This is a genomic window from Cupriavidus sp. GW821-FHT07C08, assembly GCF_059419025.1.
Genome location: NZ_JBWKQZ010000004.1, coordinates 208,917 through 227,335, shown reverse-complemented (window position 1 = coordinate 227,335; position 18,419 = coordinate 208,917). Strand labels below are relative to the sequence as shown.

The following is an 18,419-nucleotide window of genomic DNA, read 5'->3' as shown; positions in this document are numbered from 1 at the left end:
CCGTGTCTCCACGTATCCCTGTCAGGCGCCGTGCGGGTCGGTCGAGGCCGGCGCTGCGGGTGGGCGGGGGGCGGGACGCTCCAGCGGGCGCACATGCCAGACCGAGAAGGGCAGTTGCCCCGGATCGAGTCGGATGCGCTGGTGCTTGCCGCGCAGCTCGAAGCGCCGGCCCTGCATCAGGTCGTGCACCGCCAGGCCGGCCTGGTCGGGCAGCCCCCATTCCCACAACGGGATTTCGATATCGGCCTCGTGCGCCGTGCGCGGGTCCAGGTTGATCGCGGCCAGCAGCACGTCGTCGCCGAACAGGTAGTCGGTGCCCGGCATGAAGCGCGCGAACCACAGCACCGCGTCGCTGCCGGCATGGTAGAAGCGCAGCCCCAGGTGGTTCTGCAGCGCCGGGTGCCCGGCGCGGATCTCGTTGAGCCGTGAGATCTCCGCAACGATATTGCCGGGCTGCTGCCAGTCGCGCACGCGCAGCTGATATTTCTCGGAATCGAGGTATTCCTCGCGCACCTTGCCGTCCAGCACAAAGGGCGCGCTCTCGCACAGCTCGAAGCCGCTGTACATGCCCCACAGCCCCGACAGCAGCGTGGCCAGCGCCGCGCGGATCAGGAACGCGGGGCGCCCGCCCTGGTGCAGGAAGTAGGGGTTGATGTCAGGCGTGTTGACGAAGAAGTGCGGGCGGAAGAAGTCGCGCAGCGGGCTTTGCGTCAGCTCGGTCAGGTATTCGGTCAGTTCCCACTTGGCATTGCGCCAGGTGAAGTACGTGTATGACTGGCTGAAGCCCAGCTTGGCCAGCCGCGCCATCATCTTCGGCCGGGTAAAGGCCTCGGCCAGGAAGATGGTGTCGGGGTGGCGCGCGCGCACGTCGGCGATCATCCACTCCCAGAACGGCAGCGGCTTGGTGTGCGGGTTGTCCACACGGAAGATGCGTACGCCCTGATCGGCCCAGAACATCACCACGTCGCGCAGGGCCTGCCATAGCGCGGCGCCCGCGGGCGCCGCGGCGTAGAAATCGACGTTGACGATGTCCTCGTATTTCTTGGGCGGGTTCTCGGCATAGCGCAGCGAACCGTCGGGGCGGTGTGCGAACCATTCCGGGTGGTCGCGCAGCCACGGATGGTCGGGCGAGCACTGGATGGCGAAGTCCAGTGCCAGCTCCAGGCCATGTCTGGCCGCCGCGTCGCGCAGGCGGCGGAAGTCTTCAAAGGTGCCGAGCTCGGGATGCAGCGCATCGTGGCCGCCTTCCTTGCCGCCGATGGCGTAGGGGCTGCCGTGATCGCCCGGCTCGGCACGCAGGCTGTTGTTGCGGCCCTTGCGGTGGGTGCGGCCGATCGGGTGGATCGGCGTGAAGTAGAGCACGTCGAAGCCCATCGCGCGAATGGCGGGCAGCCTGGCGATGACATCGTCGAAGGTGCCGTGGCGGGTCTCGTCGTTGCTTTGCGAGCGCGGGAACAGCTCGTACCAGCTGGCGTAGCGTGCGGCCAGGCGATCGGCCTCGACCGGCATGGCCACCGGATGACGCGAGGCAAACGGGCGCCCCGCCGGGGTTGCCATCACTGCCTGCATCGTGGCCGCCGTGCGTGGCGACAGCAGGATCTCCTGCCGGCGGGCGTCATCGCCGGCAGCGGTGGTCAGTTCGTCGACGATGGCCGAGAGCTCGCTGTTCGTGGGTACTTTCCGGTTGTCCTTGCTGCCATTGCCCTGCTTCCCGTTCCTGGCAGGCTGCAGCAGCGCATCGGCCACCAGCCGCGCGCCTTCCTCGATCTCCAGCGCCACGTTGAGGCCGGCCGCGCGCTTCTTGCCGATCTCGTCGAGCCAGCTGGCGAAGGTGTCGCGCCAGGCCTCGACCGTGAATTCATGGCGGCCCAGCGCCACCAGCGGGAAGCTGCCTTCCCAGCGGTCGTTGATCACGGGCTGCATCGGCGCTTCGTGCCAGCCAGTCTCGCCCGGCGCACGCCACAACACCGCAGCGGCAAGCTTGTCGTGGCCATCCATCCAGATATCGGCACTGACGGTCACGCGCTCGCCCACCACGCGCCGCACGGCGAAGCGGCCTTCGTTGCAGGCGGGCTCGACGTGCTCGATGGCGATACGCGGGGCCTCCATCGCGGCCACCACGCTGCCCAGGCCAGTGGCGGCCAGCGTTTCATGGCCGTGCGGCGCGCGCGCGTCGGCGGCCGGCATGCCGGGCCGCGTCAGGGGCACCGGCGGCACTTCATAGAGGCGGATATCGGCGGGCGCCAGCGTAATGCTGGCCAGCGCATCGAGCCGGTGGTTGGCATCGAGCGTCCCGCCCGGGCCACCCAGTGACGATTCCAGGTGTGCGCTGGCGTGCGGCAGCGCGCTCAGCACGCGGTCGGCGCCCAGCGTGGCGGGCGCAGCGGGGTCCGGATTGAGTACCACTGCCAGGGCGGCGGCGCCATCGGGTACCGCAGGGTCGCTACGGTTGCCTGCCGCGTCGGGCGGGGCGCAGGCGCCGTTCGGCACAGGCAGCCGTGCCAGCACCGTCAGCGGCGCATCGGGTCCGCTCAGCAGCCGCACGGCCAGGGCCGGTGTCGGATCGCGCGCAGCCAGCCAGGTATTGGTTTCCAGAAGCTCATGGGTGATGTCGTACGGCGCGCCCTGATGCACGGCGCCATCCGCGGCCAGCGGGTCGCATGCCAGCGCGCCGCCGATCTCGAAGCCGGCCGGCACCAGGATGCCGTCGCCGATCGCCGCGGCGGTCCACAGGGCACGCCGCGCGCTGAGCGCGTCATGGCTTGCCGGCGTCAGCGCGGGGGCGGCAAGCACCCGGCCAAACGGGCGCAGCCGCGCGATTTCCTCGGTCAGCCAGGGGCTGCGAAAGTCCCACCATGGCAGCGAGCAGAAGGCGGCGTCGAAGCCGGCGGGCGCCAGGTCATTCAGTTGCGCCGGCGTCAGTCCGGGCGTCCACGCCAGGAAGCACGGTGCACCGCGCGCCTGTGCCGGCACGGCATCGCTGCGCAGCGTGCCGGTCAGCGCGGCCCAATGCCGGCCGGGCACGCGTGCCGGCGCACGGCAGCAGAACCCTGCCGCGCCCGCCGCCCAGGCCTGGCGTAGCCGGGCCGCCCACCACTGCACCAGCGCGTCGGCCGCGCGCTGCTCATGCCAGCGCAGGCGCGCGCCGGGGATGTGGCTGTCGGTCTCGTGTGGGGCGAAGGCTGGGGTCGCACTGTCGACCCAGCCAGGGTCGGGAGCTGGCCCGGCGCCGTCGGCGTGGTCGACCGCATAGCGGTCCAGTGAGATGTCGAGCAGCGGGGCCAGCCCGTGCCGGGCGCAAGCCGCGAAAGCGCCTTCGCCGGGCAGGTGCGGCCAGCCGCCGATCAGTACGTGGTCGAAGCCCAGTGCCGCCACGCGCTGGAGCGCGTGTTCATCGGCATCGGGCGTTCCGCTCAGGTCGATCTGGCAGATCCGCACAAAATCCTCCCGGTGTTTCGCTCCGATGGAGCAACAAGAATCCCGGTCCGGCGCCTCGCGGCCGGCCGGCGGAATGGCACAGCCATGCGAAGTGCGTGCCAGCGCGCCCGGCCAGTCGCCATTGCGCGCCTGGCCAAGGCGCCTCAAGGGCAAGCGCCGCGGCACGTCATGTGCGCGATGCTGTACTGCTTGTAAAATCTACCGGTGCGCGCCGTGCCGATGGAAAGAACGCGCAGGGCAGTGGGGCCGATGGAGCGCGGTGCCCCCGCCGGTACGCTTCTTGCCCCTGTCGGGCAGCGCGTGTTGTTCCCGGCACGGTGGGACGGCCGCGGAAGGAGATGCATGGACTGGTGGCTGGAGGCAGCGCAATGGCCGGCGATGGTGGTGACGGTGGTGGCCACCTGGCTGGTCGGCTCACGCCGGACCGCGCGCCGGCGGGCCGGTTTCTGGGTCTTCCTTGTCAGCAACGTGCTGTGGATTGCCTGGGGCTGGCACGGCGGCGCCTACGCGCTGGTCGTTCTGCAGCTGGCGCTGATCGCGATGAACCTGCGCGGCATGCACGAGGCCCGCAAGGCGTGGCCGCCCGCCTCGCACCGCGCGCTTGCCGCCACTGGCGGCGCGCGGATCGAGCCGCTATCCTTGCACGAGCCCGGTGTGCGGCGCACGTCCGGCGCGAGCGAGCAACCGCCGGCGGCAGCCGGCCCCGATCGGTGACTTCACAGGTCCGCGCGCGGACCAGGGCAGATGTGTCATGGCGAAGAAGAAGATCCTGTTGCTCAATGCGCTGATTGCGGCATCGCGCGAAGGCGAGCTTGGCTGCCGCGGCGCAGCGCTGGCCGCCGTCAATCCCCACCTGAAATCGCTGCTCACCAGCCGCGCCAATGCGTTTGCGCAAGCGGCGCGGGAACTGCAGGCGTGCCTGCTTGACCTGGGGCAGCTGCCCGACATGACGGCAGCTTCGGCTGCGTCGGCTGGACGCGCCATCGGCAAGCACGGCTCGGACCGGTCCATCCTGCAAGCGGTCAGCAAGCGCGAGCACGCCGTGCAGCGGCGCTATGCGCGGGCCCTGCGCGCGCAGGTGCTGGGCGCGCGCCTGCGCGCCGTGGTGCGCCGCCAGTACCGTGGGGTACAGGTCAGCCACGAGCTGTTTCGCGTGCTGCAGCAGCAGTACCGGACGCCGCCGGCAAGCCCGTAGCCGCCGGCCCGAGACCGCATTTCTTACAAGGTAACGAACGAATTGCACGCGCGGCCGGCCGCCACGCAGGGCGCCGCGCGCAATGCATGCCGCCCGGGGATGGCGCTCATCTTGCATGTCTGCGGGACATGCATCCCGTACGGAGACCGTCATGCCCGAGCAGCCGCCCAAGCCAGCCCGGCCATCGCACGATGCGCCGCGTGCGCCGCGCCATCCCGGCAACCCGGAAGATGTGCGCAAGGGCCAGGTGACCAGCCCGCTGCCGCGCGACACTTTCCGCCAGCGCTTTCTTGCGCGCTTCACGGATCCCGCGTACCGGCAGGAGGATGAGGCGCTGGACCGCCTCGAACGCATCGCCTGGGACGCCTACCAGGAAGGCCGCAAGGCACCCCTGACACGTAAGGCCGGGCCTGGCCATGCCGATCCGGACTATGAGCTCTCCGACGAGTGGCGCGCCGCCAGCGAGGCCGTGCGCAGCGCTCAGCAGCGCCAGGCCGATCCCGCCACGCCATCGCGCGTGCTGCTGGTGTGCGCCGCGGCGCGCAACGACTACACCTGCCCGGGCGAGATGTCGAAGTCCTGGCGCCTGGCCGGGCGCGCACGGGAACGGCTGGAGGCGGACGGCATCGAGGTCGACCTGCTCGACCTGAGCCAGCTCGCTTCAGATGCCGACCTGCGCATCCATCCGTGCAAGGCGTGCGTGTCGACGGCAATGCCGTTGTGCCACTGGCCGTGCAGCTGCTATCCCAACCATGCGCTGGGCCAGGTCAACGACTGGATGAACGAAATCTATCCGCGCTGGGCGGCCTGCCACGGTGTGCTGATCGTGACGCCCGTGTACTGGTACCAGGCCGCCAGCCCGCTGAAGCTGATGATGGACCGGCTGGTCTGTGCCGACGGCGGCAATCCCGACCCCACCAGCACGCATGGCAAGGACGTGGTGCGTGCCAAGGCGTTGGAGCTGTCCGGCTGGGACTATCCCAAGCACCTGTCCGGGCGCGCCTACGGACTGGTGGTGCACGGCGACGTGGCTGGCACCGAGGGCGTGCGTCGCGCGCTGGCAGACTGGCTGGACTGGATGGGCCTGATCGATGCGGGCCCGCAGGCGCGGCTGGACCGGTATATCGGCTACTACGAGCCCTATGCCACCAGCCACGTGGCACTGGACGAAGACCCTGGCGTACAGGGCGAAGTGGACAACGTGGCGCGCGCGCTGGCGTGTGCGGTGCGGCAGTTGCGCAAGGGCGAATTGCGCGCGCCGGACCGCGGACTGGTGCCGCCGCGGCAGAAGTAGCAGGATGCAGACGAACTGACGAATCGGGGCTAGCGGAGACGACGATGGATCGCAGAGACAACTGGCGCGGCCAGCCGTGGCACGAGAGCGCCGTGCCTGAAGCCGATATGCGCAGCCACTATATGGGCGCCTACGGGGTCTACGACTATGACGAGCCGGTGGACCCGGGCGAGTCTGGCGGGCGCCGCGGGGCGCGGGAATGGCGGCCGGAGCGCATGCCGCCGGACGCGCCGGCGCCGCGCACGCGGGGCCTGGCCGATCCCTACCGCCAGTTCACCGGCTACAACGAGCGCATGGACCTCTACCGGGGCGGGCCGCGGCCGGTGGGGCCGCGCAACTACCAGCGCACGGACGAGCGCATTCTCGAAGACTTGTGCGAGCAGCTCTCGCGCAGCGCGCGGCTGGACCTGAGCGATGTCGAAGTCCGGGTCGAGCAGGGTGTGGTGACGCTGGAGGGCAGTGTGCCGGACCGGCTGCAGAAGTACCGGATCGAGGATATTGCCGACGAGACCTTCGGCGTGAAGGACCTGGTCAACCACCTGCGCGTGGCGCGGACCGGGGCTTCCGAAGCCCATCCTGGCCGCGGCATGCGCATGTACTGACCTGTGGTCGGGTCCTGGCGCCGGCTGTTAGCCCGGCACGTTGCGGGGATCGTGGCCGAAGCTGCTGCGCGAGCGGATCTGGCCGTCGCGGCCGTGGATCAGCAGTTCGACGTGCTCGCGCTGCGCCTTCGTGGTGCCGGCCGCAACTGCTTCTTCCTGCGTGGCGTGGTGCGATTCCGCATAGCGCGCACCCTCGTGGATCACATCCCAGCCTTCGTCATGCGGCACGACGTGTATGTTGCTGCCCATGTTGGGTCTCCTCGACACTCGGTGCTTTCATTGTGGCGCATCTGTGCGCGCTGTCTATCCGGCGCCGTCTGACAGCCGCAAAGGGCATCAGGTTCCACTTTTCGATGGAAATCCCTGGTTATTTGTGCGGCCTCTTGTAAGCTGGACTTGGATCGCAAAAAGAGGAGCGGACCATGCGTGCAAGATTTGCCAGGGGGCTGACGCAGTCGCCGGTGACCGTGGTGGCCCGGGCGTTCGACGGAGAAGCGGTGCGCACTCCCCAGGTGGGCGACCTGGTGACGGTGTATAGCCAGGATCAGGACACCGAATTCAATATCCGCCTGTGCGAGGCCGTCGAGCCCGGCCGCTGGCGCGGCGTGGTCTACGCGATCGGCCGCGGACAGGACGTGCTGGTCACGGCCGAAGGGCTGGAGATCGACGACGTGGTCGAGGTGATGCGCGAGGAAATCGCCTCCGTCATCCCCTGCGGCCGATCCCACTGAACGCCGCACCCCGCGGGTGCGGACATTCCGGTTTTGAAGACGCCTGCGGCCCGGTTCAGGCCGGCCGCGCGGGCTGCCTTGGCACACCCAGCCACATGGCCAGTCCGCTGGCAAGCAGCAGCGCCGCGAGCAGGTAGAGGGCATGGTCCAGGCTCCCGGTCTGGGTCTTGATCTGTCCGATCACCCACGGGCTGACGATGCCGCTGGTGATGCCAATGCTGCTGATGAAGGCGATGCCGGCGGCCGTGCCCGCGCCCGGCAGGTAGCTGGGCGGCAGCGACCAGAACACCGGCAGCGCGGCAAAGATCAGCACCGCGGCCACCGACAGGATGGCCAGCATGACCGCCAGGCTGGGCAGGTGCAGCGTCAGCGCCGCCAGGGCCAGCGCGCCGCCTGCCGTGCACAGCACGAAGTGGCGGTGGCGCTCGCCGGTGCGGTCGGAATGGCGCGCGATCAGGATCAGGCCGACCGCCCCCACGGCATTGGGCACCACCGAATACAGGCTGATCGACATGACGTCGGTGATGCCGAAGTCGCGGATCATCAGCGGCATCCAGAAGCTCAGCGCCAGCGAACCACAGGTCAGCGAAAAATAGATAAAGGCGAACAGGTACACGCGCGGGTTGCCCAGCACCTGCCGCAACGCCTGCAGCGAATGGCCGCCGGCATGTGCCTGCGCGGCGGTGTCGCGCGCCAGGTGGGCGCGTTCGCCGTCGGTCAGCCAGCTGGCCTGCTGCGGGCCATCCACCAGGCAGCGCGCGGCCACCAGCCCCAGCAGCACCGCGGGCGCGCCCTCGATCGCAAACATCCACTTCCAGCCCTGCAGGCCGAGCACGCCGGCCATGTCGCGCATGATCCAGCCGGACACCAGCCCGCCCAGCACGCCCGCCACCGCCACGCCGGCAAAAAAGATCGCCATGACCGCGGCACGGCGGCGCGCCGGGAACCAGTAGGTCAGGTAGAGCACGATGCCGGGGAAGAAGCCGGCTTCGAACACGCCCAGCAGGAAGCGCAGCGTATAGAACTGCGTTGGGGTGGAGACGGCCATCATCGCCACCGAGGCCAGGCCCCACAGCACCATGATGCGCGTGAACGTGCGCCGCGCGCCAAAGCGCGCCAGCAGCATGTTGCTGGGCACTTCGCACAGCACGTAGCCGACGTAGAAGACAGCGGCGCCCAGGCCGTACATGGCGTCGCTGAAGCCCAGGTCGTGCTTCATCTGCAACTGGGCGAAGCCGATGTTGATGCGGTCCAGGAACGACACCACGTAGCAGACGAACAGGAACGGGATGATGCGCAGCCAGACCTTGCGGTAGAGCGCATCTTCATCGTGCGCAGCCAGTGCGGCGGGGGGCAGGGTGGGGGACGTCAGGCTGGATAGGGACGAAAGATCCCCTGAGACCGGATGGCTCATGAACGTTGTCTCCGTACGGTGGTGGCTGCGGCGGCGGGCAGCCGGAGGGTTCCGCCAGCGGGCAGCGTCTTGCGCGCGTTGGCCCGGGATGGTGCTGGGAAAAGAACAGGACAGGCGCGGCGGTGCCGCGCCTGTATCAGGTCAGGCGGGCGTGGCGGGCGGCATTTCAGTCACGCCTTCGCGCGCGGCGGCCATGGCGGCCAGCAGCACATCGTGGTCGCCGATATGGTTGGCCAGCAGCAGGATCAGCTGCGCATTGGCGGCCTGGCTTTGCGCCTCGTCGAGGTCGCGGTGCATCTCGATCAGCGCTTCGTAGAAGTCGTCGGGCCGCGCCAGGTTGGGTTGGGTGTTGAGCGTATTGGGCATATGAGTCTCCGCGGTGCAGGTCTGGCCGGTCTCAGGCGGCCATGCGGCCGGGCTGCGGGGCGCGCAGGTCGGCGCCGGTGGCGCGCGCCAGCGCGGCGCGGATCGCGGCCGGGTCGGGGCGGTGCCAGCGGGCGCAGACATGCTGGTCCGGGCGGATCAGGTAGCAGGTGCCGGGCGTGGCACCGTAGCGCGCGGCGGCCAGGCCCTCGTCGTCGCGCAGCACGGTGGCATTGGTGCAGGTCACCGCCGGCTGCGCGGCGTCGGTCACGTAGACCAGCTGCAGCGGCACGCCGCTGTCTTTCAGCGCGGCGAGGTCGGCGAGCGTGCCCGCGTCTATGGCGTCAGGGTTGCCGAACAGCAGCACCGTGAAGTCCCCGCCCAGGTGCGACAGCAGCCAGCCCGCGCCCTGCGCGCCGGATACCGGCGCGTCGCAGCAGACCGCGCCGGGCACCAGCTTGCAGGCATAGCCCTGGGCGTCGTCGCCGGTGTTCAGCGGCGAGTTCTGCAGCACCGCGGGCACCGACAGCCGCCCGCTGTTGACCAGGGTGCGCGCAAACGCATGGCGCCTGGACAGCGTCAGCACGGCATCGCGGAACACGCGGCTGACCGCGCTCTTGGGCGTGATGAAGTCGGTGGAACGGGTGGAGTTGCGCAGGTTCTCGTCGGCGGCGTATTCGCGCTCGCTGGCGTAGGTGTCCAGCAGCTTGTCGCAGGCATGGCCCTGCAGCACATAGGCCAGCTTCCAGGCCAGGTTCTCGGCGTCCTGGATGCCACTGTTGGCGCCACGCGCGCCGAACGGCGACACGCCATGCGCGGCATCGCCGGCGAACAGGATATTGCCGTGGCGGAAGCTGTCCATGCGCAAGCAGGAGAAGGTATAGACGCTGACCCATTCCAGCTCGAACTTCACGTCCTTGCCCAGCAGCGCCTGCACCCGCGGGATCACGCGCTCAGGTGTTTTCTCCAGCACCGGGTCGGCGTCCCAGCCGAGCTGGAAGTCGATGCGCCAGACGTTGTCCGGCTGGCGGTGCAGCAGCACCGACTGGTTGGGATGGAAGGGCGGGTCGAACCAGAACCAGCGCTCGCTCGGGAAATCCGCTTCCATCTTCACGTCGGCAATCAGGAAGCGGTCGTGGAAGGTGCGGCCCTTGCTGTCCAGGCCCAGCAGCTTGCGCATCGGGCTGCGCGAACCGTCGGCGGCCACCACGTAGCGCGCCGCCAGCGGGTAGCAGCCTTCAGGCGTCTCGATGGTCAGCACCACGCCGGCCTCGGGCGTGCCGCGCTGCTCCAGCCCGACCACCTTGTTGCGCCAGCGGATCTCGATATTGGGCAGCGCCTGCGCGCGCTCCAGCAGGTAGCCTTCGACGTAGTACTGCTGCAGGTTGATGAAGGCCGGGCGGCGGTGGCCGCTCTCGGGCAGCAGGTCGAAGCTGTAGACCTGCTGGTCGCGCAGGAACACCTTGCCGACGTGCCAGCGCACGCCCTTGTCGACCATGCGCTCGCCGCAGCCCAGCCGGTCGAAGATGTCCAGCGTGCGCTTGGAAAAACAGATTGCGCGCGACCCGGTGGACAGCGTGCAGTCGTCATCCACCAGCACCACGCGCACGCCGCGCTGCGCCAGGTCGATGGCGGTGGCCAGGCCGATCGGCCCGGCGCCGACCACGACGACCGGGTGGATGGCCGGAGCGGCCCCTGTCTGTTGCTCGGCGCAGGGCTGGTACTCGAACGACAGCCGCTGGTAATCGATGCTGCTCATGCCTGTGTCTCCATCCATAGCTTGTTGCCCGACTTATTCTTTTTGGAGGTCAGTCCTGCAGTGCGGCCCACATTTCCTGGTCGCGCTGGGCCGTCCAGATGCGCGGGTGGCGGACACCGCTGGCCTCGTCATAGGCTCGCGAGACGTCAAAGGGCAGGCAGTGCTCGTAGATAAAGACCTGGCCAAACTTGGGGTCCATCGCGCGCCGGGTGTGCGCCATCGCGGCCTTCAGGTCGAGCTTCTCGGCCACGGCTTCCTTGCCGGCCTGGAACAGCGTGGTGACGAAGTCCTTGGTGTAGGCGATGCCCTTCTTCACTTCCTCCGGCGTGGTCAGCGCGGGGCCGCGGCCGGGCACCAGCTTTTCCGGCTTGAGTGCCTGCAGTGCGTCCAGCGTGGCCGGCCAGTCTTCCAGCTGGGCGTCGCCGCAGTAGCAGGCGGCGTCGTATTCGACCAGGTCGCCGGAGAACAGCACCTTCTGCTGCGGCAGCCAGACCACGGTATCGCCCTTGGTATGGCCCGAGCCCAGGTGGGCGATGCGCACTTCCAGCTTGCCCAGGAACAGGGTGATTTCCTTCTCGAACACCAGCGTCGGCCAGGTCAGGCCGGGCACGGTTTCGACGCCGGCGAACAGGCGCGGGAAGCGTTCGATCTCGGACTTCATGTCGGCCTCGCCGCGCTCGACGATCATCTCGTAGGTGCCGCGGCTGGCGATGACCTGCTGCGCGCCCTCGGCGAAGTAGGCCGACGCGCCCAGCACGCGCACCGCGTGGTAGTGCGACAGCACCACGTACTTGATGGGCTTGTCGGTGATGGTGCGGATGCGGGCGATCAGGTCCTGCGCCATGGCCGGCGTGGCGGTGGTGTCGACGATCAGCACGCCGTCGTCGCCAATGACCACGCCCGAATTGGGATCGCCTTCGGCGGTGTAGGCCCAGGCGTTCTCTGACAGCTGGGTGAAGGTGACCTGCTTGGCTTCCAGGTCGGCCTGCGATGCGAATGCCTTGGACATGGCGTCTTTCCTTTGTGTGGGGAGGCGAGACGGCACCGGTCGGGCAGGATGGCTGCGTTGCGCTGGCCGCGCGGGCTGTCTCGCCCCCGTTTCTATGGGTGTCTCACGACGTGGTTCGCCGTGTTCGGACGGGGTAGTGCCATCTTAGGAAACGTTGGAAAATTAATCAATAGCGAAATGATTAGCCTATGACAAATTATTTGGACGTGCCGCGAGCGCCATCGGAAGCAGGTCAGAGTCAGGCGGGTAAACCCGTGTGTGCACGGCAAGGGGAGGCGTTCGATTAATATCCGGGTTTTCCGATCACACAGGATGGCAATGGCCAGGCGCAAGGCTGGGGAAGCAGGAACGCAGGCGGGCGAGCCCGCTGCGCGCGCCGACAAGGCGCAGCGCGGCATCCAGAGCGTGGAGGTGGGCGGGCGCCTGCTGGCGGCGCTGGCCGCCGCGCGCGCGCCAATGCCGCTGGCCGCGCTGGCCGAGGCGGCGCAGCTGGCGCCGGCCCAGGCGCATGCCTACCTGGTCAGCCTGACGCGGCTCGGCCTGATCAAGCGCGACCACCTCTCCGGCCGCTACGAGCCCGGTCCGCTGTCGCTGCAGCTGGGCATGCTGCACCTGGAGCAGGACGCCGCCTGGCGCGCCGCGCAGCCCCGGGTGGATGCGCTGGCGCAGGCGTCTGGCTTCAGCGTGGCAATCAGCATTGCCGGGCCGCAGGGCCCGACCATCGTGCGCTATGTGCCGGCCAGCGTGCCGCTGCATGTCAACCTGCATGTGGGCACGGTGATGGCACTGGCGGCCACGGCCACCGGGCGCGTGTTCTGTGCCTTCCAGCCGCCGGCACTGTGGCAGCCACTATGGCGCGCGCAGCAGCCGGGCGCGACCGGGCCCGACCTGGCCGCCTTCAGCGCCAGCCTGGGAGAGATCCGAGAGCGCGGCATCGAGCGCAGCATCGACACGCCCAGCCCGGCCGTCAGCAGCCTCAGCGTGCCGGTGCTCGACGCTGCTGGCGTGCTGCGGCTGGTGCTGACGCTGGTGGGATCGACCGGCGCCATCGACGTGGACTGGCACGGCGCGGCAGCGCAGGCCCTGCAGGCCGCGGCGGCGGACATCGGCGCCGCACTGCGCGATGAACAGGAGCGCCCGGCATGACCCGCGCGACAGAAGCCCAACAAGACCTGGAAGGCGGCAAGCCGCAGCGCGGCATCCAGTCGCTGGACAGCACCGGCCAGTTGCTGGTGGCGCTGGTGGCTGCCGGCCGGCCGCTGGCACTGCGCGACCTGGCGCTGGCCGCGGGCATGCCGCCGGCCAAGGCGTTCCCGCACCTGGTCAGCCTGCAGAAGACCGGCCTGCTGGCGCGCGACGCCGCCGGCAACTACCTGTGCGGACCGCTGGGGCTGGAACTGGGGCTGATCGCGCTGCAGCGGCTGTCGCCGACGCGCGAGGCGGAACCGGAGGTGGTCGAGCTGGCCGGCGCCACGGGCCTGAGCGTGGCCATGGCAGTGCTGGGGCCGCTGGGGCCCACGGTGGTCCGGCTGGAGGAATCGGCGCGGCCGCAGCACGTGAGCCTGCGCGTGGGCACCGTGCTGTCGCTGGTCCATACCGCGATTGGCCGCACCGCCGCCGCATACCTGCCAGCCAACGTGCTGGCGGGCCTGCTGGAAAAGGACGAGTTGCGCATGGCCGGCGTCGCCGCGGCGAAAGTGCTTGAACCCGGCGGCAAGCTGGCACCGGCCTACGCCGGGCGCCTGGCACAGGTGCGCGCGGCCCGGCTCGACAATGCGCTGAGCCACCCGGTGCCGGGCATCGACACGCTGGCTGCGCCAGTATTCGATCACACCGGCAGCCTGGCGCTGGTGATCGCCGTGATGGGCTCGAGCGGCAGCTTTGACAGCAGCACCGCAGGCGCCACTGCCGCGCTGGTGGGGCAGGCGGCGCGGCGGCTGTCGTGGCGCTTTGGCGCGCCGGACACGGCCTGAACTCAGGCCATCAGTTGTCCAGCTTGATATTGGCCGACTTGATCAGGCTGTCCCACTTCTCGTACTGCGCGCGCATATAACTGCCGAACTGCGCCGGCGTGGCGGGGAAGGGCACGGTGCCCTGGCTGGCCAGCCTGGCGGCCAGGTCCGGCTGCTTCAGCGCCGCCACGATCTCGCCGTTGAGGCGGTCGATCACCGCCTTGGGCGTGCCGGCCGGCGCGGCCACGCCAAACCACGCGGTCAGCTCGTACCCGGGCACGCCGGCGGCGGCCAGCGTGGGCACGCCGGGGAGCTGGTCAGAGGGCTTCTGCGTGGTCACCGCCAGCGCGCGCACGCGGCTGTCGCGGATATACGGCAGCGCGGTCGAGACGCTGTCGAACATCATGGTGATGCGCCCGCCGATCAAGTCGGTCATCGACGCGGCACTGCCCTTGTACGGAATGTGCGTGATATTGACACCCGCCAGGTGGGTGAACAGCTCGCCCGCCAGGTGCGACGACGAGCCGTTGCCGAACGAGCCGTAGGTCAGCTTGCCCGGCTCCTTGCGCGCCAGCGCCAGCAGCTCCTGCACAGTGCGCGCCGGCACACTGGGATGCACCACCAGCACGTTGGGCAGGTAGGCGACCGAAGCCACCGGTGCGAAATCCTTCAGCGGATCGTAGCCAGGCTTGTCATAGAGGCTCTTGTTGACCGCCAGCGAGCCAAAGGTGCCGAACAGCAGCGTATAGCCGTCGGCCGGGGCCCGCGCCACCGCAATTGCCGCCAGGTTGCCGCCGGCGCCGGGCCGGTTGTCGATCACCACCGGCTGGTGCAGCCGCGCCGACAGCGCGTTGCCGATCTCGCGCGCCAGCAGGTCGGTGGCGCCGCCCGGCGGGAAGGGCACCACCAGCCGCACCGGCTTGTCGGGATAGTCCGCCAGCGCGGTACCGGCGGCCGTGGCCGTGAACGCAAATACCAGCCCCGCGGCTGCACGCCTGATCCAACCTTGCATCGCTGTCTCCTTTCTGTGATCTGGTGCGATGGAATGGCCGTCAGTGTGTCGCAGTGCCGGCAGGCGCGTGTTTGGGATTGGCGAAGGTCGGGTTCGGTGCCGGAGCGGGTCACTCTGGCTGGCGCAGCCGGGCGATGGTGCCGAACAGCGTTTCCAGCTCCACTGGCTTGACCAGGTGCGCGTCGAAGCCGGCTGCCTCGGTCTGCTGCCGGTCCGTCGGCTGGCCGAAGCCGGTCAGCGCCACGAAGCGGGTCAGCTCGGTGCCGGCCAGGCCGCGCATGGCGCGCACCACCTCGAAGCCGTCCATGCCGGGCATGGCCAGGTCGATCAGCGCGATATGCGGGCGGCAGCGCGGCGCCACGTGCAGGGCTTCGGCGCCGTCGTAGGCAATGGTCACGTCGTGGCCGCACAGTTCCAGCAGCATGGCCAGGCTGTCGGCGGCGTCGCGGTTGTCATCGACCAGCAGGATGCGCTGCGCCTGCAGCTCGGGCGCAACCGGAGCCTGGGCCGGCAGTGCTGCGCCCGGGCGGGCGTCTTCCTTGCGCGAGGCCGGCAGCGGCAGGCGCAGCGTGAAGGTGCTGCCTTGTCCCGGCCCGGCACTGGCGGCATCGATGGTGCCGCCGTGCAGCTCTACCAGCGACCGGCACAGCGACAGGCCGATGCCCAGCCCGCCCTGAACGTCGGCGCCCGGGCGGCTTTCCTGCATGAACAGGTTGAAGATGTCGTCGATGGCGTGTGGCCCGATACCGCGGCCCTGGTCCATCACCTGGACCTGCAGTGTGCGGTTCTGGATCGTGGTGGCGATCGTCACCGACGAACCGGGCGGCGAGAACTTCGATGCATTGAGCACCAGGTTCTGCATGACCTGCACCAGCCGCGTCTTGTCGGCGTGCATCGGGATCGAGCCGGCATGGGTCTGCACGTCGACGCACTGCAACTTGGCATCCAGCGCCGGCCGCGCTGCCTCGACGCCCAGCGCGATGATCTCGTTGAACTCGACCGGCTCCATGCGCAGCTCGATCCGGCCGGAGGTGATGCGCCCGATGTCGAGCAGGTCGTCCACCAACCGGCTCAGGTGGGTCACCTGGCGCTCGATCATGGCCAGGCTCCGGTTTGCCAGCGCCGCGTCCTGCGGCGCCAGCCGCATCGCCGCCAGCGCGCTGTGCACCGGCGCCAGCGGATTGCGCAGTTCGTGCGAAAGCGTGGCAAGGAACTCATTCATGCGCTGGCTGGAGCGTTCCAGCTCTTCGCGGCGGCGGCGCTCGCTCATGTCCCGCGTCACCTTGGCAAAGCCGCGCAGCGTGCGTGACTCGTCGTAAACCGCTGTCAGGGTGACATTGGCCCAGAACAGCGAGCCATCCTTGCGCACGCGCCAGCCTTCGTCCTCCACGCGCCCGACCCGCCGCGCCAGCGCCAGGTGCCGTGACGGCTTGCCGGCGGCGACATCCTCCTGCGGATAGAACACCGAGAAATGACGGCCGATGATCTCGTCGCGGCGGTAGCCCTTGATATAAGAAGCACCGGAATTCCAGCTGACGATATGGCCGTCGGGATCGAGCATGAAGATGGCGTAATCCTTGACCCCCTCCACCAGCAGCCGCAGGGTCTCTTCGCTCTGGCGCAGGGCCTCGGCGACACGGCGCCGCTCGGTCATGTCCCGCGTGACCTTGCCGAAGCCGATCAGCCGGCCCTCGGCGTCCTTCAGGGCGGTGATGACGACGTTGGCCCAGAAGCGGCTGCCGTCCTTGCGCACGCGCCACCCCTCGTCCTCGAACCGGCCCTGTTCGGCCGCGGCCTTCAGCTCGGCTTGCGGCCAGTTCCGGGCGATCGCATCCGGTGTGTAGAACTGCGAGAAGTGCTTGCCCAGGATCTCCTCGCGGGCATAGCCCTTGATGCGCGCCGCCCCCTTGTTCCAGCTGGAGACATGGCCGCCGACGTCAAGCGTGAAGATGGCGTAGTCCTGAACGGAGTCCACCAGGGTCTGGTAAGGCACATCCGGCAGCAGGTCGGCCCGGATCTCGTGCGAACGCTCGCCCGATGGCTCGCCAGCGTCGGGGCGAGGTGCGCTTCCGGCAGGTTGCTGCGGGTCGTCGGGGTGTCTTGTCATGGCATGTCCTGAACGGCGTCCTGCCAGCGTGGGCGCCAGCGCATCCGGTCCTGGTCTTGCAACAAGGATACCCCTGCACGCAGCCTGGCAGGGCGAATGGCCGGCGTCCCGGTGCGGCAGGGGCGCCCCGGGCGCTGGTCAGGATCGGAAGCTTCCGTACGGCAAATCAGAATGTGCGGATTGCCCGCAGAAGCTGGCTCCATAGAATGGTGGCACAAGGGCTTTCAGGTCTTCCATCCAGGGGCGCCAATGACACAGTTTGACGAATGCCACCTGCCGTGCGACGGCATGCCGTGCAGCGCAGGGTGCCATCTGGCCCGCTTCTGCCTGGGAGGCACGCGGGGGCTGCCGGGCGGCGCCCAGGGCATCCAGCGCACGGTGCGACTGCGCAAGGGCCAGTGCCTGTACCTGCTGGGCGACCCCGTGACCTCGCTCTACGCAATCCGCGTCGGCACGGTCAAGACCCACGTGACCACGGAAGACGGCCGCACGCACGTAGTTGGCTTCCATTTCCCCGGGGACCTGGTCGGGCTGGACAGCCTGGCGCATCCGTACTATGCGTCTTATGCCACCGCACTGGAAGACACCAAGCTGTGCACGCTCGGCGTGGACGCGCTGCGCGGCGCCGCCGCCGGCATGCCGGCGCTTGCCAACCAGCTGTTCCTCGCGCTCTGCGGGCAGGCGCAGCGCTCGCGCGCACTGCAGACCATGCTGGCGCTGATGACCGCCGAAGAGCGGCTGGTGACTTTCCTGCTATGGATGGCCGAAGGCTTTGCGGCGCGCGGCTTCTCGTCCTCGGAGTTCGTGCTGCGCATGAGCCGGGAGGAGATCGGCAGCTATATCGGCCTGACGCTGGAAACGGTCAGCCGGCAATTCTCGCGGCTGGCGGACTGCGGGCTGATCCGGGTGAGGCACCGCACCATCTCGCTGCTCGACAAGCCTGCCTTGCGGGCCATCGCCGAGCGCCCGATGATCTCCGCGCACCGGCCTGCGTGCGATGAGCAGGTGTCCGGCGCGGCCCGCGCGATACCCGCCGGCTTGCATCCCGCACGGCCGGTGGCCAGGCTGTGCCAGTCGAATGACTAACCCCGGCAGGCGAGAGGACGCAATGGAACGTGCCACACAGGCTGGCGCCGCGTGTGAAGGGCCGGCCAGCGACCCGGTCAGCGAGAGCCTGCGGGAAATCAAGGACCTGAACCTCGCCTACCTGCTGCTGGTGCAGCGGCTGATGCGCGAGAACGAGGCCGAGGCCCTGTTCCGGCTCGGCATCGGGCGCGAGGTGGGCCGTGTGCTGGCCGCGCTCACGCCGCAGCAGATGGTGGCGCTGGCGCGCTCCAACCTGGTGCTGTGCCGATTCCGGCTGGAAGACAGCATGCTGCTGGCCGCGCTGACCGGCGCCGAACCATTGCATGCCCTGCAGAACATGCACGCGGCCATCGTGATGGCCGCGCAGCGCGGGTAGTGGAACCAAAATCGGAGGCTGTATGACGGGCAATGCGATGACGCAAGTCGAATGGAAGCGAATGGCGACCGACCCCGGCCG

General features: G+C 69.2%; 17 protein-coding genes. 9 read left to right on the top strand and 8 right to left on the bottom strand.

Annotation, left to right across the window (positions count from 1 at the left end; genetic code table 11):
- Window positions 1–21: 21 nt before the first annotated feature.
- Window positions 22–3,438, bottom strand: a complete 3,417-nt coding sequence (locus tag AC07UK_RS07960; protein WP_494685591.1) for a maltotransferase domain-containing protein — start codon at window positions 3,436–3,438, stop codon at window positions 22–24.
- A 342-nt stretch (window positions 3,439–3,780) separates the two neighbouring features.
- Here AC07UK_RS07960 and AC07UK_RS07955 point away from each other — a divergent pair, with 342 nt between their 5' ends.
- From AC07UK_RS07955 to AC07UK_RS07940, 4 genes are all read left to right on the top strand, one after another.
- Complete coding sequence (locus tag AC07UK_RS07955; protein ID WP_436223187.1) at window positions 3,781–4,152, top strand: hypothetical protein; 372 nt, start codon at window positions 3,781–3,783, stop codon at window positions 4,150–4,152.
- Window positions 4,153–4,189: 37 nt separating this feature from the next.
- A complete protein-coding gene (locus tag AC07UK_RS07950) occupies window positions 4,190–4,633 on the top strand; it encodes a PA2169 family four-helix-bundle protein (RefSeq protein ID WP_153953481.1) in 444 nt (147 codons plus the stop codon).
- Between the two features lie 151 nt (window positions 4,634–4,784).
- A complete protein-coding gene (locus tag AC07UK_RS07945; RefSeq protein ID WP_494685590.1) occupies window positions 4,785–5,927 on the top strand; it encodes a flavodoxin family protein in 1,143 nt (380 codons plus the stop codon).
- A 44-nt stretch (window positions 5,928–5,971) separates the two neighbouring features.
- Window positions 5,972–6,529 (top strand): BON domain-containing protein, encoded by a 558-nt coding sequence (locus AC07UK_RS07940; RefSeq protein ID WP_494685589.1) that lies wholly within the window; start codon window positions 5,972–5,974, stop codon window positions 6,527–6,529.
- A 27-nt stretch (window positions 6,530–6,556) separates the two neighbouring features.
- Here the strand turns inward: AC07UK_RS07940 and AC07UK_RS07935 are convergent, their stop codons facing one another.
- Window positions 6,557–6,778, bottom strand: coding sequence for a DUF2188 domain-containing protein (locus tag AC07UK_RS07935; RefSeq protein ID WP_316157151.1), 222 nt, complete (start codon window positions 6,776–6,778; stop codon window positions 6,557–6,559).
- A gap of 173 nt (window positions 6,779–6,951) precedes the next feature.
- Here AC07UK_RS07935 and AC07UK_RS07930 point away from each other — a divergent pair, with 173 nt between their 5' ends.
- Window positions 6,952–7,260, top strand: a complete 309-nt coding sequence (locus tag AC07UK_RS07930; protein WP_010814535.1) for a hypothetical protein — start codon at window positions 6,952–6,954, stop codon at window positions 7,258–7,260.
- Window positions 7,261–7,315: 55 nt separating this feature from the next.
- On the opposite strand, the gene AC07UK_RS07925 is transcribed toward AC07UK_RS07930, so the two are convergent.
- From AC07UK_RS07925 to AC07UK_RS07910, 4 genes are all read right to left on the bottom strand, one after another.
- Window positions 7,316–8,674: an MFS transporter gene (locus AC07UK_RS07925; protein ID WP_436223190.1), complete on the bottom strand. Its 1,359-nt coding sequence runs from the start codon at window positions 8,672–8,674 to the stop codon at window positions 7,316–7,318.
- Between the two features lie 141 nt (window positions 8,675–8,815).
- A complete protein-coding gene (locus AC07UK_RS07920) occupies window positions 8,816–9,040 on the bottom strand; it encodes a DUF2783 domain-containing protein (RefSeq protein WP_436223191.1) in 225 nt (74 codons plus the stop codon).
- A 31-nt stretch (window positions 9,041–9,071) separates the two neighbouring features.
- Complete coding sequence (locus AC07UK_RS07915) at window positions 9,072–10,796, bottom strand: FAD-dependent oxidoreductase (protein ID WP_494685588.1); 1,725 nt, start codon at window positions 10,794–10,796, stop codon at window positions 9,072–9,074.
- Window positions 10,797–10,845: 49 nt separating this feature from the next.
- Window positions 10,846–11,805 (bottom strand): MBL fold metallo-hydrolase, encoded by a 960-nt coding sequence (locus AC07UK_RS07910; protein WP_013953196.1) that lies wholly within the window; start codon window positions 11,803–11,805, stop codon window positions 10,846–10,848.
- Window positions 11,806–12,123: 318 nt separating this feature from the next.
- On the opposite strand from AC07UK_RS07910, the gene AC07UK_RS07905 reads away from it, so the two are divergent.
- Together AC07UK_RS07905 and AC07UK_RS07900 are read left to right on the top strand one after the other, a co-directional pair.
- Complete coding sequence (locus AC07UK_RS07905) at window positions 12,124–12,951, top strand: IclR family transcriptional regulator (RefSeq protein WP_436223193.1); 828 nt, start codon at window positions 12,124–12,126, stop codon at window positions 12,949–12,951.
- Window positions 12,948–13,778: an IclR family transcriptional regulator gene (locus AC07UK_RS07900; RefSeq protein WP_436223194.1), complete on the top strand. Its 831-nt coding sequence runs from the start codon at window positions 12,948–12,950 to the stop codon at window positions 13,776–13,778. The genes AC07UK_RS07905 and AC07UK_RS07900 overlap by 4 nt, the downstream gene beginning before the upstream one ends.
- Window positions 13,779–13,788: 10 nt before the next feature.
- Here the strand turns inward: AC07UK_RS07900 and AC07UK_RS07895 are convergent, their stop codons facing one another.
- On the bottom strand, window positions 13,789–14,769 hold the full coding sequence (locus AC07UK_RS07895) for a Bug family tripartite tricarboxylate transporter substrate binding protein (protein WP_494685587.1): 981 nt from the start codon (window positions 14,767–14,769) through the stop codon (window positions 13,789–13,791).
- Between the two features lie 109 nt (window positions 14,770–14,878).
- Window positions 14,879–16,876 carry a PAS domain-containing hybrid sensor histidine kinase/response regulator gene (locus AC07UK_RS07890; protein WP_436223196.1) on the bottom strand — a complete coding sequence of 666 codons (1,998 nt, stop codon included), beginning with the start codon at window positions 16,874–16,876 and terminating at the stop codon, window positions 14,879–14,881.
- 249 nt (window positions 16,877–17,125) lie between these two features.
- Between AC07UK_RS07890 and AC07UK_RS07885 the strand changes: the two genes are divergently transcribed.
- Together AC07UK_RS07885 and flhD are read left to right on the top strand one after the other, a co-directional pair.
- Window positions 17,126–17,962: a helix-turn-helix domain-containing protein gene (locus AC07UK_RS07885; protein WP_494685586.1), complete on the top strand. Its 837-nt coding sequence runs from the start codon at window positions 17,126–17,128 to the stop codon at window positions 17,960–17,962.
- Between the two features lie 22 nt (window positions 17,963–17,984).
- Window positions 17,985–18,338, top strand: a complete 354-nt coding sequence (flhD, locus tag AC07UK_RS07880; protein WP_436223199.1) for a flagellar transcriptional regulator FlhD — start codon at window positions 17,985–17,987, stop codon at window positions 18,336–18,338.
- The last annotated feature ends 81 nt before the right edge of the window (window positions 18,339–18,419 follow it).